15 protein-coding genes and 1 tRNA gene are annotated in these 16,618 nt (G+C 40.6%); 6 read left to right on the top strand and 10 right to left on the bottom strand.

Annotated features, from left to right (window positions below; genetic code table 11):
* Positions 1–10 precede the first annotated feature (10 nt).
* From ESY88_RS11525 to ESY88_RS11505, 5 genes are all read right to left on the bottom strand, one after another.
* Positions 11–1,636: a DUF3843 family protein gene (locus ESY88_RS11525; protein ID WP_147085946.1), complete on the bottom strand. Its 1,626-nt coding sequence runs from the start codon at positions 1,634–1,636 to the stop codon at positions 11–13.
* Positions 1,637–1,847: 211 nt separating this feature from the next.
* Positions 1,848–2,630, bottom strand: a complete 783-nt coding sequence (locus ESY88_RS11520) for a metal ABC transporter ATP-binding protein (RefSeq protein ID WP_147085947.1) — start codon at positions 2,628–2,630, stop codon at positions 1,848–1,850.
* Between the two features lie 75 nt (positions 2,631–2,705).
* Entirely contained in the window at positions 2,706–3,620 is a 915-nt protein-coding gene (locus ESY88_RS11515; RefSeq protein ID WP_147085948.1) for a metal ABC transporter solute-binding protein, Zn/Mn family, read from the bottom strand.
* Positions 3,621–3,825: 205 nt separating this feature from the next.
* Positions 3,826–4,293: a thioredoxin family protein gene (locus tag ESY88_RS11510; protein WP_147085949.1), complete on the bottom strand. Its 468-nt coding sequence runs from the start codon at positions 4,291–4,293 to the stop codon at positions 3,826–3,828.
* Positions 4,294–4,307: 14 nt separating this feature from the next.
* Positions 4,308–6,614: a TonB-dependent receptor gene (locus ESY88_RS11505; protein WP_147085950.1), complete on the bottom strand. Its 2,307-nt coding sequence runs from the start codon at positions 6,612–6,614 to the stop codon at positions 4,308–4,310.
* Between the two features lie 97 nt (positions 6,615–6,711).
* Between ESY88_RS11505 and ESY88_RS11500 the strand changes: the two genes are divergently transcribed.
* Positions 6,712–7,365 carry a metal-dependent transcriptional regulator gene (locus ESY88_RS11500; RefSeq protein ID WP_147085951.1) on the top strand — a complete coding sequence of 218 codons (654 nt, stop codon included), beginning with the start codon at positions 6,712–6,714 and terminating at the stop codon, positions 7,363–7,365.
* A 23-nt stretch (positions 7,366–7,388) separates the two neighbouring features.
* On the opposite strand, the gene ESY88_RS11495 is transcribed toward ESY88_RS11500, so the two are convergent.
* The 5 genes from ESY88_RS11495 to ESY88_RS11475 all read right to left on the bottom strand — a co-directional run bounded on the left by ESY88_RS11495 (position 7,389) and on the right by ESY88_RS11475 (position 11,571).
* Complete coding sequence (locus ESY88_RS11495) at positions 7,389–7,535, bottom strand: FeoB-associated Cys-rich membrane protein (protein WP_147085952.1); 147 nt, start codon at positions 7,533–7,535, stop codon at positions 7,389–7,391.
* 104 nt (positions 7,536–7,639) lie between these two features.
* Positions 7,640–9,739: a ferrous iron transport protein B gene (gene feoB / locus ESY88_RS11490; RefSeq protein ID WP_147085953.1), complete on the bottom strand. Its 2,100-nt coding sequence runs from the start codon at positions 9,737–9,739 to the stop codon at positions 7,640–7,642.
* Entirely contained in the window at positions 9,732–9,965 is a 234-nt protein-coding gene (locus ESY88_RS11485; protein ID WP_147085954.1) for a FeoA family protein, read from the bottom strand. Before ESY88_RS11485 ends, feoB begins: the two co-directional genes overlap by 8 nt.
* Positions 9,966–10,187: 222 nt before the next feature.
* Positions 10,188–10,514, bottom strand: a complete 327-nt coding sequence (locus ESY88_RS11480) for a DMT family transporter (RefSeq protein WP_147085955.1) — start codon at positions 10,512–10,514, stop codon at positions 10,188–10,190.
* Between the two features lie 388 nt (positions 10,515–10,902).
* Positions 10,903–11,571, bottom strand: coding sequence for an SCO family protein (locus ESY88_RS11475; RefSeq protein ID WP_147085956.1), 669 nt, complete (start codon positions 11,569–11,571; stop codon positions 10,903–10,905).
* Positions 11,572–11,669: 98 nt separating this feature from the next.
* On the opposite strand from ESY88_RS11475, the gene ESY88_RS11470 reads away from it, so the two are divergent.
* From ESY88_RS11470 to ESY88_RS11450, 5 genes are all read left to right on the top strand, one after another.
* Positions 11,670–13,607, top strand: a complete 1,938-nt coding sequence (locus ESY88_RS11470; protein WP_147085957.1) for a M1 family aminopeptidase — start codon at positions 11,670–11,672, stop codon at positions 13,605–13,607.
* Positions 13,608–13,685: 78 nt separating this feature from the next.
* Positions 13,686–15,011 (top strand): RIP metalloprotease RseP, encoded by a 1,326-nt coding sequence (gene rseP / locus ESY88_RS11465; protein ID WP_147085958.1) that lies wholly within the window; start codon positions 13,686–13,688, stop codon positions 15,009–15,011.
* 164 nt (positions 15,012–15,175) lie between these two features.
* Positions 15,176–15,249 (top strand) — tRNA-Asn (locus ESY88_RS11460).
* A 288-nt stretch (positions 15,250–15,537) separates the two neighbouring features.
* The gene (locus tag ESY88_RS11455) at positions 15,538–15,762 is read left to right on the top strand and encodes a GIY-YIG nuclease family protein (protein ID WP_147085959.1); all 225 of its coding nucleotides are present in this window, start codon (positions 15,538–15,540) and stop codon (positions 15,760–15,762) included.
* 164 nt (positions 15,763–15,926) lie between these two features.
* Complete coding sequence (locus tag ESY88_RS11450; RefSeq protein WP_147085960.1) at positions 15,927–16,151, top strand: GIY-YIG nuclease family protein; 225 nt, start codon at positions 15,927–15,929, stop codon at positions 16,149–16,151.
* Positions 16,152–16,618 lie beyond the last annotated feature (467 nt).

The following is a 16,618-nucleotide window of genomic DNA, read 5'->3' as shown; positions in this document are numbered from 1 at the left end:
AACTTTTATGTTATTGCCCATCTTTACCGGTTAGCACCACGGTGCTTTTGGTATGGTAATTGTCTTTTTTCCAAAATCTAAGTAAGAAATCCAAATCATTCAAATAGGACTTATAGGGTTCGCTTTTGAAATAGTCCAATCGGTCTTTGTAGTGCTCGACGAAGTAGTTGGTAAATTCGGTGGAGCAGGTTGCCGACATTAGAATGTATTGCACATCCTCCCGACTCTCTTCCGTAAAAAAAGAATTTCTTTCATCTGGAAATGCATTGATGATGTCATCATAAAACTCAATGCCCGATTTAGGGTTGAAATACACCACAAAGACCTTGTCTTCACCTTCAAGGGGATCTTCCTTAGCAGTGTTTCCAAAATAGCCATCGGCCTTGGTTCTTTTATGTGCAGCTTCCTTTTCTTGATCGGAAAGCTTCAGTGAATCATTGAAAAAAGTCATGTAGGCCTCTAAAAAAGGATTCAAGTCGGCAGCACTCAAAAAGGCGACCAAAGACCCTTGGTTGAAGTCTAAAAAGGCTTGTTTTTGCTGCTCCATAATCGATGCCATTTGCGCTTGATCTTCTAAAAAGCTGACTTCAGATCTTGATTTCGCAGAGTTTTTTTCGTCCAGAATCAAATCCGCGTTAAAGGGAGAAGCGGAAAAATTACCAGAAAACCACCATTCTCCATTGTATTTTACCAAGCCGATATAGATGATGTAATCTTCCTCTATATCCTCTAAAGAATCAAAGGATTTTTTGGTCATTTTAAATAACATCCCAGAAGCGATGTGCTCTAGGGTCACGTCTGTTTCAGTTTGTGATTTGTATAGAAACAGTCCTTTTACCTTTTGCGATATGCTGGTAAGTGATTTATAATGCGCATCGGTTTCGCCAACAACTGCGCTCGCCCAGTCCTTTGCATTAAGGGCCAGCAGCGCGCTGGATTTGCTGAAGGTGTAAGCCTCGGTCACTTCTCTGATGTAGCTCATGACCATTTGAGGTTTTTCTTCGGAAAGGTCCTCAATGGTTTCAAAAACATCCTGTTCAAAGCGACGTTTGATGTCTGTATAGAAAAGATAGGAATCAAAAAATACGGCATACAAAAAATCTCGTGTTTGATAGAATTCATCAGTGGCATCAAAATGCTCGGAGTTTATCTGATAGAATTTCTTAAGCACCGTATTCTCTGGTGCAAATTCATAGTCCTCATTCAAGACCTCCATGGCTTGCTTGGCGATATTTGTGATAAACTCATTGTGCGGACTTACAAATTTTTCGCCTTGAATTGTGTTCAGAAAATACCAAATCAGAAATGCCACATCTTCCGCGTTGATTTCCTCGTCCAAGTACTCTTCAGTAAGGGTATAAAACGGCAATGCCTTACCATAGGATTTTGCATATAACGTTTTGAATGCCTTCCAGATATTGGTTTGGGAAATGACATCCTCATAATAGCAGGTAATGAAGCAACATAGGCTTGCAACATCGGCCTCATCCATGAATTGCTTTAACACCAATTTTTGGTTATTCTCTAAACCCAAATAAATGCTATTTGCAATTTTTAGATAATGCAGATCGGTTTTACTGCTGTAATGCTCTGGTTTTGAGTGTAACCACTGTTTTAAATAAATTCTGGATTTCATCTATCAATTTTTTCTGAAGCGCTCTAGATTTAATTGCGCTTGTGATTCTATTCAAAAGTAACACAAAGTTCAGTTCGTGCCAATCAAGGTTGTTTAATAATGTTGATCAAAATCACGAAAGTAAGAGCAACTGAGACTGAGGCTGTGACTAAAATTGAACTCACCCAAAATCACATTTCAAATCATGAGATTCCTGCGTTCGCAGGAATATTCACTCCTGTATGCTTACCTTGTAATTGATCCCGTAAGTCTTGGTCAAATTATCATCGTTAAAGATATCCTTGACAGGGCCGGTTGCGATTTTCTTGACGTTCAAAAAGGTAACCCAATCAAAGTATTCTGGCACGGTTTGTAAATCGTGATGCACCACAACGACGGTTTTTCCAGCTTTTCTCAAGGCCTTTAAAATATTGATGATGGCAATCTCGGTTGAAGCATCTACCCCTTGAAACGGTTCATCCATAAAATAGATGGAGGCATCCTGCACCAATGCTCTAGCCAAGAAAATGCGCTGCTGTTGGCCACCAGATAACTGACTTATTTGACGGCCTTTGAACGACAGCATCCCGACTTTCTCAAGCGCTTCCAAGGCCAATTTCTTTTCTCTTTGCTTAGGCCTTTTGATCCAGCCCAAACTCCCATAAGTCCCCATCATGACCACATCCAGCGCTGTGGTGGGGAAATCCCAATCCACACTTCCCTTTTGCGGCACATAGGCCACCAAGGAACGCTGTTCCTTGTAAGGTTTGCCATAAATAGACACACTACCTGCAATGGGCTTTAAGATGCCTAAGATGGATTTGATCAAAGTGGATTTGCCCGCGCCATTTGGGCCAACAATAGCCATCAAAACCCCTTCAGGAATTTCCAGATCAATATCCCAAAGCACAGGCTTATAATTGTAAGCTACGGTTAAGTCATCCACTTTTACGGCGAAAACAGTTTCAGCAGCTGTGACCGTTTTCTCATGTTGATCTGAATTATGTGATTTCATAATGCTTATGATTTTGAGAAACCCTAGAGGCTCTGAAGATTGATTTTTTTAGCTTGAAAACTGCTAAACCCGAACTCATTGCAGTGCCCCAACTATGGTTTTCACATTGTATTTGAACATCCCAATGTAGGTGCCTTCAAAAGTACCAGCATTACCTAAAGCATCTGAATATAAAGTGCCCCCAATTTCCACGTGGTGTCCTTTAGAATTTACCGATGCCTGCAAGGCCTCAATGGTGCGTTTTGGCACCGAGCTTTCCACAAAAATGGCTTTGATTTTTCTTTCTATGATAAAGGCTGAAATTTTCTGAACATCTTGCACGCCAGCTTCCGTGGCCGTAGAGAGCCCTTGTAAACCAACCACTTCAAAATCATAGGCTTTTCCGAAATAACTGAAGGCGTCATGTGCTGTTACCAAAACACGTTTTTCCTTCGGAAGACCCTCAATGATGGATTTGATATCGGTATTCAGGTTTTCCAATTTTTTCAAATATTGCTCCCCGTTTTCCATATAGAATTCTTTGTTTTCTGGGTCGGCCATTGACAGTTTCTCAACCACAAATTTGGTGATGTTTTCCCAATTATTCACGTCGAACCAAATGTGCGGATCGTAATTGGACGCAAAGTATTCAGACCCAATCAGGGTGCTTTTGTCCAACGCGTCAGAAACGGCTACGGTTTTAAGGTTTTGGCTTTCCATTTTCTCAAAGACTTCCACCAATTTACCCTCAAGATGCAAGCCGCCATAAAAAATCAAATCGGCATTGCTCAATTTGGTCACATCACCAGCACTGGCCTTATATAAATGCGGATCCACACCGCTTCCCATCAAGCCTTGAATGTTGACCTTATCGCCACCAATATTCTCCACCAAATCTGTAATCATGGTGGTGGTGGTCACGATATTGAGTTTTCCGTTGCTGTTTTTGGGCTCTGTTTTACAGTTTGCCATAACGAGTAAAACCAGCAAGCCAGACATTATTTTTTTCATTAGTCTAAATTTAAGTTGCGAATATACTAAAAATTGAGCGAGCTCAAAGAATTCACTCCGTATAAGATGAGTACGCAATACAAGTAGGTTTATGATTTTTAGTGGCCAAAGTATCCTAACGACCACATACTCCTACAGCGCTTAAAATACAGCTACCTTGAGAAAGAATCATGACTTGATCGTTGCCACTATGCCATGCTGCTTGTCAATTCAACAAAATCTCCTTCAGTTGGCTCACATTCAAATATTGAAAATAACGTCCGGTTACCTGGAAATTCTCATCCATAAACACCAAAGCAGGTAAGGAAAACGGCTTGTTTTTTTGACTTGCCATCAACTTGGGGATTTGATGTACTGGGTTTCGTCGCTTGGCACGTTTGTTTATGAACTGCTGATTTCCAAAACTGATGGTATCGGTGCTTTCCACGTTCATTTTTACTGCATAGTAGTCGTTGCTCAAGATTTTTACGATGGTCTCATCGGTAAAGACCTCCCGCTGCATCCTCAAACATGGTGCACACCAATCTGCATAAAAGTCTATAAACACTTTTTTGGGTTTGACCTTTAGAGAATCGTTCAATTGCTCAAAGCTCAGCCAATTCACTTTTTCCTCATGTTGAGCGAAAGCAGTACTTGTAAACACTATTAAAATGATGATGATGATTCTCCACATAAACTTTTAAATGATTAAAGTGAATCCAATTTTAAACCTACAAAAACAGTTCTAGGCGCTGCTGGACCATAAATGTAATTACTGTCCCGATTTTTACCGGTATCAAAATCAGCCTGATAACTGTTTGTGACATTCTTAACGCCGCCAAAGAGTTCTATGTTAGTACTTACTTTTGGTAAATTAAAGGTGTAACCTACACGCAGACTCAACTCAGTAAAAGTTGGCGTCACGTCGTATTCATCAACATCTTGACCAGTCCCTTCTCCTGCAAAATGGATGATGTCCATTTTACCGGTATAAATGAGGTTTGCACTCGCTGTAAGTTTTTTGGTGGGTGTGTAAGTAAGCGTTGCATATCCATAATCGTTTGGAGTTCTTAGAAATTCTCTTTTTAATTCAAGACCCTCAATGTTTTCAACGGCATCATCATACAAACTGGATTGTAAGGTAAAGCCGGCCGCCAATTCAACCACATAGTCAAAATTGGCTCGCGCTTCTAAAGTAATGCCTTTTACCGTAGCACCGCTGCCATTTCTTTTTTCAAAACGTTCGCCAAACGCGTCTTCACCAAGCGGAAATTGATAAAACGCATCATTCAAATGCGTATAAAATCCTTCTAAAGTGAATCCAGCGATAAAATGCTCGGTGGCTTTGTCATAATTTACCGATGCCGTAAAACTGTTGGATCGTTCTTCTTCCAGATTCTCTGCCAACGAAATCCTTGAGACACCGCCTCCTGCAAAAGCAATGTGCAAATCGGTGTCAAAGGCCTGTGGCGCACGAAATCCCGTGCCCCAGCCCAATCTAAACTGTGTGGTTTCTTCCAACTTATAAAGCAAAGATACTCTCGGACTCACAATCGCATGATCCACCAAATTGTGTTTATCCACTCTAAAACCAGCCAGAAAATTAAAGGACTCGGTAACTTCCCAATCGTTTTGAAAGAAGACACCCAAATTTCTTGTGGTTTGGTCTATCTCGTAATCATAAGCTGTAATTTCATCAAAAACATCATCGTACAGGTATTCCGCGCCTGCGGTTAGCACAGTAGTGCCACCTAAAAAAGCATCCAACTTGTGGTTGTACTGCAGGCCACCTTGGTGCGTGATTACATCAGAAACGCCATAGGGAGGATCTGCGAAAAAAGCATTCTTTTCTGTCTCATCATCTGGGATAATGCCTGTGTAGTGATCTCGATCTGTTCTTTGACCCCCATAATATAGAATCAGGGCGCTTTTGTCTTCATTGAAATTAATTTGATAATCCAAACTTCCCATAAGCACGTGGTGGTCGCGTTCTTCAGACTGTTGGGTTAAATAGGCGGGTTTTTCAACAATCTCGCCTCCAAATCGATATTCATACAAACTACTGAAACTCACTTCTAATTTAGAATTTTCAGTAGGAAGGTAAAACGCATTGATACCAAAAGAATTATCCTTCAGTTCTGGGAGTTCAGAAAAATTATCGCCATTGGCATCATAAGCGGTTCGTGTTCGGGTATTGACAAAAAAATTGGCTCCAGATTTATAATCCTTACTCACTACAGTCGCGTTACCGTTGATTAGACTTTGATCTGCACCGCCATTGATGTTTTGGTAGGCATAACTGAAGCTATAACCATTTTGCTTAGGGATTTTGGTGATGACGTTTACGGTGCCACCAATGGCGCTTGAACCATATAATGCTGAAACACCGCCACGCACCACTTCAATGCGCTCGATCATGTTAACTGGGATTTGCTCCAAACCGTAAAGTCCCGTGAGCGGACTAAAAATGGGACGACCATTGATCAAGATCTGTGAATAACCACCCTGCAGACCATTCATTCGGATCTGGCTGTAATTACAGGTTTGGCAATTCATTTCAACCCGAAGTCCGGGCTGAAACCGCAGGCCTTCAGAAAGATCGGTCGCCACTACTTGCTCCAAGGTTTCGCTATTGATAAGGTTGACAATTACCGGCGAATCGGTACGTCGTTTCTCGGTTCTGGTTCCTGTGACCACTATTTCGTCTAAGACGGCGTTACTTTCTTCCAACACGAAATCGACTATTTGACCTTCATTTGCGCTTATGCTAAGCGTTTTGCTAAGCGTCTTATAACCTTGAGATTGAGCCACGAGTGTGACTTTTCCAACTGAAAGCTCTAATTGGTATCGTCCGTTCTCATCAGTATTCGTTCCATTTGTCCCTCCCTTGACGTAAACACTTGCAAATGGCACTGCAAGTCCTTCCGCAGTGACTTGGCCAGAAACTTTCGCTGTACCATTTTGTGCAGAAGCCGATGCTCCCAGAAACAAGCATATTATAGTAAAGTTTCTCATGGCTTAAGTGATTAGCTTTGTGTAATTATATTTTTAGACAAAACTAAAAAAAGGTTTTTAATAAAAAAAATATATCTTTACCTAAAATTGTAAGCCTGTGACCTTATCTGAAGAAAATTATTTGAAAGCCATTTATCATTTAGAGCAACTTAGTGGCAGTGGTGTCTCTACAAATGCACTTGCTGAGGAGATGCAAACCAAGGCTTCCTCTGCTACCGATATGGTCAAAAAATTGGCAGATAAGCAAATGTTGATCCATGTGCCCTACCAAGGCGCCACCCTATCTGATGCTGGGCGTTCACATGCGGTTAAGGTGATTCGGAAACATCGCTTGTGGGAAACATTTTTAGTGGAAAAATTGAACTTCAAATGGGATGAGGTTCATGATGTGGCTGAACAATTGGAGCATATCAAATCTGAAAAACTAATTGACGAGCTCGACCGTTTTTTAGAGTTTCCGAAGTATGATCCCCATGGCGACCCCATTCCAGACAAGAATGGCAAATTCAACACTATTGAAAAAATTACCCTAACACAGGCCTTGGAAAACAAATCCTATCGCTGTATTGGTGTGAAAGACGACTCGTCGCAATTTTTGAAATATTTGGACAGCAACCAAATAGGCTTGGGAACGAGTTTTGAAGTGGTTCATAAGGAGCCCTTTGACCAATCGGTAAAAATAAAACTGAAGGATAAGGAACTGGTAGTATCGCAAAGTGTAGCCAAAAACTTATTCTTAGAAACGCTTTAAAGCTGCTGAAAAATGTTCCTGAATTAATGGCAACCGCAACCATCATCCCCACCGCAGGCTTTGGATGATGCTTTTTTTCGCTTCGGAAGAATACCGAACTTACGCAACAAATACCAAATCGCATAGGCCAGAGCTGAAAATACCAGTATATTTTGAATGATCGTGTTCATAATAAGCTCTCATTTTTAAGAAATTAAAAGCACTAGCTATAATTTAAAGATAAAATCTTCGAAAACCTAAGAATACTAGGCTTTAACGAAATTTTAATCCAGTTTCAAATCAGCAATTGATAGGCCACCAAAGCCACAACATAAGCAAAACCGCTCATGATAAAAAGCTGAAGCATTGGCCATTTCCAGGTATTGGTCTCTTTTTTTACAATTGCCAAGGTACTCGCACACTGCATGGCAAAGGCATAAAACAACAACAATGAAATCCCACTGGCAAAATTAAATAGTGGTCCGCCCAAAATAGGATTAACCTCCCCAGCCATTCGTGATTTTATGGTTTCTTGATCACCACTGCCCACACTATAAATGGTCGCCAAGGTGCCTACAAAAACTTCCCTCGCCGCGAAAGAACTCACAATGGCAATCCCTATTTTCCAGTCGTAGCCCAAGGGCCTAATCGCTGGTTCAATAGCATGGCCTGCGATACCAATATAGGAATGCTCTAATTTATAAGATGCGATTTCTTCCCGTAATTCTTCCGAAGAAAAATCCTTTGAGCTGCTTTGGGCCGAAACAATTTCTGCAGCGTTATTAAAATCATCTCCTGGGCCATAAGACGCCAAAAACCATAATATTATGGAAATGGCCAAGATGATTTTCCCTGCACCAAACACGAAGGCTTTGGTTTTCTCAATCACGGTTATGGCCACATTTTTAAATAAGGGCAACTTATAATTGGGCATCTCAACCACAAAAAAGGTCTTTTTCTTGATCTTTAAAATCCGATCCAACATCCACGCTGAAACGAGTGCAGTTGCAAAACCAATAATGTATAACAGCATTAAGGTTAGCGGCTGGTAGCCCAATCCTAAAAACCTTCCTTCAGGAATTACCAATTCTATAATGATCAAATACACTGGCAAACGCGCAGAACAGGTTGTGAATGGCGTTACCAAAATAGTGATCAAGCGTTCTTTCCAGCTTTCTATGTTTCTGGTGGCCATAATTGCGGGTATAGCACAAGCGGTTCCAGAGATCAAGGGAACCACACTTTTACCACTCAACCCAAAACGACGCATGATGCGATCCATCAAAAACACAACCCTGCTCATATACCCACTTTCTTCCAACAAGGAAATGAACAAAAACAAAAAGGCAATCTGCGGAATGAAAATCACAATACCGCCAAGCCCTGGAATGATTCCTTCAGCCAGTAAACTTGTAAACACGCCACTTGGCAGGGCTGATTTGGTCCATTCACTTAAAAACACAAATAGCCTATCGATCAAATCCATAGGGACTTGTGCCCAATCGTAAATCGCTTGAAAAATCGTCAACAAAATCACTCCGAAAATCAAATAGCCCCAGACTTTGTGGGTCAAGATGCGATCTAATTTAATGCGTAAATCGGTGGCAGAGGCCAAGTCAACCGTCTGTCCTTTTTTAAGCGTATTATTGATAAACTGATAGCGTTTAATGGTCTCCTTTTGTTGCAAGCGCTTTAGGTCTGCCTTACTTTTGGTCTTGAAACTGTTGATGGTTTCAATTTCATTGCGATCGGTTTTACCAAAGTTGACATCTTGTGTGATGACCAACCATAATTTATAGAGCAATTGATTGGGAAAAGCCTCCTTGAGACTATCAAAATAAACGCTGTCTATCTCTGAAGCTTTCAGGCAAGGCTCGGTTGAGAGCTTCCTGTAATCTGCAATTAATTGTTTGAGATTGTCAATGCCCTCGCGCTTTCTGGTACTTACTAACGCGATCTTTGTATTAAGTTCTTTCTCCAAAAGCGGAATGTCGAGCAAAATGCCTTTTTTCCGCATGCGGTCAGACATGTTGATGACCAAGATTGTGGGGATCTCCAAATCCTTGATTTGGGTAAATAAGAGCAAATTTCGCTTTAGATTCTCCACATCACTTACCACAACGGCAACATCAGGAAAATCCTTGTCGTTTTTATTGAGCAACAGTTCAATCACCACATTTTCATCTAATGAGGATGCATTTAAACTATAAGTCCCTGGCAAATCTATAATATGCGCTTTGACGCCTCTAGGCAATTTGCAAAGTCCTTGCTTTTTTTCTACGGTGATACCGGGATAATTACCCACCTTTTGGTTTAAACCTGTGAGTGCATTGAACACCGATGTTTTACCAGTATTTGGGTTGCCAATAAGAGCGACATTAATTTGTTTAGACATCGGGAAGGTCTATTATAATATGTAGCGCAGTTTCTTTTCTTATGGCCAAATGGGTGCCATTGATGTTGAGATACATGGGGTCGGAGAATGGTGCCACTTGCACCAATTCTACCAGATTACCTGGCAAACAGCCCATCTCCAATAACTTAAGCGGGATATGTATCGAAGACACATCGGCAATAATGCCATGTTGCCCTCTTTTTAGTTGTGCTAAGGTAATTTGCAAGTCTTATTTAGATTGATTTTAAAGAAGCAAAAATAACAGAATTATTCAGCGTAAAAAAATTGTGGTGGATTTAAATGACTGAATTTAACGTTCCCGATAGAAACGGCGGTTTGGTTAGTTCTAAATGCTTTCAGAAGCAAATTTTCTAATGTTTGAAATACCTTAATTTCTGAAGTGATTTCACCAATCTCACTTGTTGTGAATTTTCAAAGCGCTAATATGCTACTGTGAAACCAGCTTCAATCCAATAATGGATGCAATTAAAGTACAAATGAAAAACACCCGCGCAAAGGTGGCAGGTTCCTTAAAGATAAAAATACCTATCAAAACCGTTCCCACTGCTCCAATCCCTGTCCAAACGGCATAGGCGGTGCCAATGGGAAGTTCTTGTGTGACCCTTACCAAAAGCGACATGCTCACTATCAAGCACACCAAAAAGCCAAGGTACCAATAAAGGGTTTCGTTTCCTGAGGCGTGCTTGGCTTTCCCGAGACAGAACGCAAAGGCAACTTCAAATAAGCCCGCGATGATGAGTAGCAACCAATTCATCTTTGTTGAATTTATTTATTCAATTCGTTGTACCAATATTTTTTTGGAAGAACGATATATCATTTTTTGAGTCTTACATAAGACCAAAAAAGACTTAGGACTTCTTATACCAATCTTCAACCGCTTTTATCGGTTTGAATACGCTTTAAAATCATATTTCGTCCATCACATTCATGGCAAAATCATCCAATTGAATTATTATCCTTCGGAAAAATAAGAAAATTATCTTCAGCCAGAATTTTTATGAATTATTTTTTGGACCATGCCACAATTAGACCGCGTCATATTGAGCCAGTAGAAATGACAAATCAACCGATTTTCCAAATGTCTTCGACTGCGCTCAGACTGACATCCAACATACGATTAGCTTTTGTTAAAGACTTTGGAATTATTTATAGGATTTTTTCAGCTTTTTGATCGCCACCAACAAGGAATCTACTGAAGCTTTACTGGTACCATCATACATGCCTCTAATTTGCTTATCCTTATCGATGAGGGCAAAATTCTCGGTATGGATCATCCCGTAATCTTGCAAGCCATCATCCTTGACTACCAAATATGATTTTCTAGCAAGGTCATAAATTTGCTTTCTATCACCCGTGACCAGATTCCATTTGGCATCGTTGACCCCTTTTTCTATCGCATAACGTTTCAATTGTGCCACCGAATCGATTTCGGGCGTGACACTATGGGATAACAATTTTACCTCATCATCCTCCAAAATAGCCTCTTGCACCCTGTACATTTGATCGGTCATGATGGGGCAAATGGTTTGGCAGGTGGTAAAAAAGAAATCGGCCACATAGATTTTATCCTTGTAATCGGCTTCGGTTATGGTATCGCCATTTTGGTTGATGAGTTTAAAATTGGCAATGCTGTGGTATTTTCTTTTATTCTGAATGGTACTATCCACCAGCGAGGCATCTATTCTAACCGGCTGGTAAACGGGTAATGGTTGCTCAACATTCAAAATGTTGTAGATGATCGCCATAATGATGATTGACAAAATGGCTAAGGAAATAAAAAATAACTTGAATTTTTTGATGTAGGATAACATAAGTGCTAATTAGGGTTAGCTATATTTTGGGTGCAAAAATACGACACAAGCCATCAAAAATGAGTACTTTTAACACGCTATAAAGAAAATATAACTTCATGAAAACACGTCTACTTAGCCTATGTTCTCTCATAGGATTTACAGTTTTTGCACAAGATTACAATGAAACCATCAATAACATTCGTGAGGCAGAAGCCAAATCTGCCTTAGGCAAAATGATGCAGCGCGCCAATCTCAATACCGGCAATTACGATTTAAAATACAATAGATTGGAATTGGAGGTCAATCCTTCCGTAGCCTTCATAGACGGCGAAGTTACCACCTATTTTGAAGCCAAAAGCGATATGGATGCCATTACCTTCGACCTGGCCTCCAATATGGTCGTTAGCGCAGTTTTACAACGCGGCAACAGTCTTTCCTTTACCCAAAATGCCAACGACGAATTGGTTATAAGCCTGCCAACCAATCAAGCTGCCGGTCAATTGGACTCGTTGACGGTGGCTTATTCGGGCAACCCCATTAGTTCTGGTTTTGGCTCCTTTGAGCAAACTACGCATGACAATGAACCTATAATCTGGACACTTTCCGAGCCTTATGGCGCGAAGGCATGGTGGCCGTGCAAACAGGATCTCATTGATAAGATTGATTCTATTGATGTGTTTTTAACGACACCAATCAAAACACCCTCCAATCAAGATTACGTTGCAGTTTCCAATGGCTTGGAGCAAAGCCAAACCATCTCTGGCAGCAATAAAACCACACATTTTAAACACCGTTATCCCATTCCTGCTTATTTGGTGGCCATTGCTGCCACCAATTATGAGGTCTATTCACATACAGTAGATAACAACGGTAGCCCCTTTGATATCGTTAATTACGTATATCCCGAAGACTTAGCCTATGCACAGGCACGAACCCCTGTGACCGTAGACATCATGAACCTTTACAGTGATCTCTTTGAAGAGTATCCTTTCGCCAACGAAAAATATGGTCATGCCCAATTTGGCTGGGGAGGTGGCATGGAGCATACCACGGTCTCTTTTATGGGGAGTTTGGGCAGAAATTTGATCGCGCATGAATTAGGCCACCAATGGTTTGGCAATAAAGTGACTTGTGGCAGTTGGAAAGACATCTGGCTCAATGAAGGTTTTGCGACCTACATGTCTGGACTGGTCATTGAAAACTTTGATGGCAACGACGAATTCACCACTTGGAAACAGCAAGTCAATGGCTCCATAACCCTCCAACCCGACGGTGCCGTTTATATTAGCGACGCCGATACCCTTAACGTTGGAAGGATTTTTAGCGGAAGGCTTAGCTACAATAAAGCAGCTATGGTCATTCATATGCTTCGGAAGAAACTTGGGGATGCTCCATTTTTTGGGGCGCTGCAAGCCTATCTCGATGCTCCAGATCTCACTTATGGTTACGCTAAAACAGCAGATTTTATTTCCGTGGTAGAAACCGAAACAGAAACTGAGCTTTCCGAATTTTTCGAGGATTGGCTTTTCAATGAAGGCTACCCAAGTTACACCATCAACTGGAACCAACCCGAAGCCACCGCACTCCATTTAACAATTTCACAAACCCAAAGTCATCCATCGGTGTCCTTTTTTGAATCACCGGTAACCCTAAGACTACTGGGCAATAATGGGCAATCCCAAGACCTCGTTTTAAATAATAGCAGCAACAACCAAAGCTATACAGAAACCGTCAACTTTGACGTGCAAACGCTCATTTTTGATCCTGAATCTGATATTATTTCCAGGAACAATACAGTCGTTTTAGGTACAGATGCATTTGCTTTTGATACAGGAATTACCGTGTATCCAAATCCCAGTTCAGACCTCATCCATATCAAAAAGGCGGAAGCACTGCAGGTTTCAGAACTGAAAATTTACAACATTTTGGGTCAAACCCTTTATGATTCAGAGTTTTCAGCCACGATTGATATTTCAAGCATGGCCTCCGGCCTGTTGATCTTACAGTTAAAAACCACAGATGGTGTTATTACCAAATCGGTGTTAAAAAATTAGTTGTGAAATAAATTTAGTTTTCTAACCCACGTTAAAACCGTACTTTCGCAACTTATAATTTTTTTTGATTAGCAATACATGGAGTTTGTAATAAAGATTTCCCAATTTTTACTGAGTCTTTCACTACTAATCGTGCTTCACGAATTAGGACATTTTATACCAGCAAAATTATTTGGAACCAGAGTAGAAAAATTCTATCTCTTTTTTGATGTCAAGTTTTCACTTTTCAAGAAAAAAATTGGCGACACGGTTTACGGTATTGGCTGGTTACCACTTGGTGGCTATGTGAAGATCGCCGGCATGATTGACGAGAGCATGGACAAGGAACAAATGGCTCAAGAGCCACAACCTTGGGAGTTCCGTTCTAAGCCAGCGTGGCAGCGTTTGATCATCATGCTTGGTGGTGTAACTGTCAATTTTATTCTAGCCTATTTTATTTATGTGGGCTTGGCCTTTGCCTATGGTGATAAAACCACAAGCCTTGCTAGTTTGAAGGATGGGTATTGGATTGAAAATCAATTGCTTCAAGATATCGGCTTCAAGACTGGCGACAAAATACTAAAGGTCAACGACATGGAGGTTGTGAATGACTATGATGTGAGATCAAACATCATTGGTGCAGAGAACTTTACCATTGACAGGGATGGCGAGACGAAGGTCATTGCGCTCCCAGAAGATTTTTTAGGTCAGTTTACTTCAGCAGATAGCAGACAACTTTTCGAGCGACGCATCCCATTTATGGTTGGGGAAATAGCGGACTCTTCATTCAACAAATCTTCAGATCTTAAGGTTGAGGATATCATAACCTCCATTGAAGGCCAAGAGCTCAAGTACTTTGATCAATTGAATTCTATCATGGCCAATTATAAAAATAAAACGGTCCAAGTTGGTGTTTTGAGAGGTAATGATGAATTTACTGCAACATTGAAAGTAGATGAAAATGGTAAATTCGGCATCTTTCCAGGAATGGATAGAGATAGATTTGCTGAGCTAGGCTATTTCGACATTACCTTACAAACCTATACTTTTGGAGAGAGTTTTGCAGAAGGGGGACGCGATTTTGTAGAGACGATGCAGAAATATGGTGCACAATTAAAAGCAATTTTCAACCCAAGCACAGGCGCCTATAAGGGCGTGGGTGGCTTTAAGGCCATCTTCGATATTTTCCCTCCATTTTGGAGCTGGCAAGCCTTTTGGGTGTTGACAGCCTTTTTATCGGTTATGTTGGGCGTGTTAAATTTACTGCCAATACCTGCCTTAGATGGTGGCCACGTGATGTTCTTACTTTATGAGATGGTATCGGGCCGTGCACCAAGCGAAAAATTCTTGGAACGCGCGCAGTTGGTAGGATTCATCATTTTGATCGTTATGGTATTGTCTGCCAATATCAATGATTGGATCTAGTGAACATTCGAGATTCGCGCCGTGTTTCTAACTTCACACTAAAGCACTTGCAGCTTTCTTTGAAAAAATTTTGAATAAAAGACAAAAGTCATTTTGTTTAACTTTAAAAATGATATATATTTGCGCCTGCTTGCAGAAGACAAGCTCGCTAAAGCGATAAACACTCCTCCTTAGCTCAGTTGGTTAGAGCATCTGACTGTTAATCAGAGGGTCCTTGGTTCGAGCCCAAGAGGAGGAGCAGAGAAAGAGTTACATGAAAATGTAGCTCTTTTTTGTTTAGCTTAGTCGCATGAATCACCGTGTGTACATTTTATATTCTGTCGATTGAAACGCATATCAAAAGAATGAAGAGCAAGATCTAAATTCAAAATCTTGCCAAGTTCGAGGAGATCAACCTTGAACTATTGCAGAAATACAAGGACTGTTAATCGAGTCCCGAAAGCTTTCGGGATTGGTTCGAGCCCAAGAGGAGGAGCAAAAAAAGAGTTACATGAAAATGTAGCTCTTTTTTGTTTAGCTTAGTCGCATGAATCATTGTGTGTACATTTTATATTCTGAAAAACTCGATCGGTTTTACGTCGGCTATACTTCAAATCTGGATTTGCGCTTGATATTCCATCAAAACCCAGAGCAGAGAAAATATACCCATAACGCAAAGGATTGGGCGCTCTATCATAAAATCGACTGTTCATCAAAGCGACAAGGCTTATCGATTGAAACGCATATCAAAAGAATGAAGAGCAAGATCTAAATTCAAAATCTTGCCAAGTTCGAGGAGATCAACCTTAAACCATTGCAGAAATACAAGGACTGTTAATCGAGTCCCGAAAGCTTTCGGGATTGGTTCGAGCCCAAGAGGAGGAGCAGAGAAAGAGTTACATGAAAATGTAGCTCTTTTTTGTTTAGCTTAGGCGCATGAATCATCGTGTGTACATTTTATATTCTGAAAAACTCGATCGGTTTTACGTCGGCTATACTTCAAATCTGGATTTGCGCTTGATATTTCATCAAAACCCAGAGCAGAGAAAATATACCCATAACGCAAAGGATTGGGCGCTCTATCATAAAATCGACTGTTCATCAAAGAGACAAGGCTTGTCGATTGAAACGCATATCAAAAGAATGAAGAGCAAGATCTAAATTCAAAATCTTGTCAAGTTCGAGGAGATCAACCTTAAATTATTGCAGAAATACAAGGACTGTTAATCGAGTCCCGAAAGCTTTCGGGATTGGTTCGAGCCCAAAAGGAGGAGCAGAGAAAGAGTTACATGAAAATGTAGCTCTTTTTTGTTTTGGTCGGTTTTGACTTCTAGTTAGTGTTATAGGAGGTTAATCCTCTTTATAGACATCATTAGGTTATAAGGAACCAAATGACAACTTCCAAGTATTTTATCAAAAAGGTATCCTATTCGGTGTCCTATTCAAAAAGCTGGGTGTCCTACTTGAAAACAAGAATTGCATACCAATTGTCTAACTCAAAATTTCTTTTCCCGGAAACACTCATTTTGAGATTCCATCCCCCAACATAAGGCTGGACTTATGGCATCACATATAAGTTTCAAGACTGTATCTATTTACAGAGTTAACAAAGAAAAAAATGAACGCGC

Origin of the sequence: Subsaximicrobium wynnwilliamsii (assembly GCF_007997225.1) — a bacterium.
Taxonomy (GTDB): domain Bacteria; phylum Bacteroidota; class Bacteroidia; order Flavobacteriales; family Flavobacteriaceae; genus Psychroserpens; species Psychroserpens wynnwilliamsii.
The sequence above is the reverse complement of the archived record's forward strand: the minus strand, read 5'-3'. Positions and strand labels throughout refer to the sequence as shown.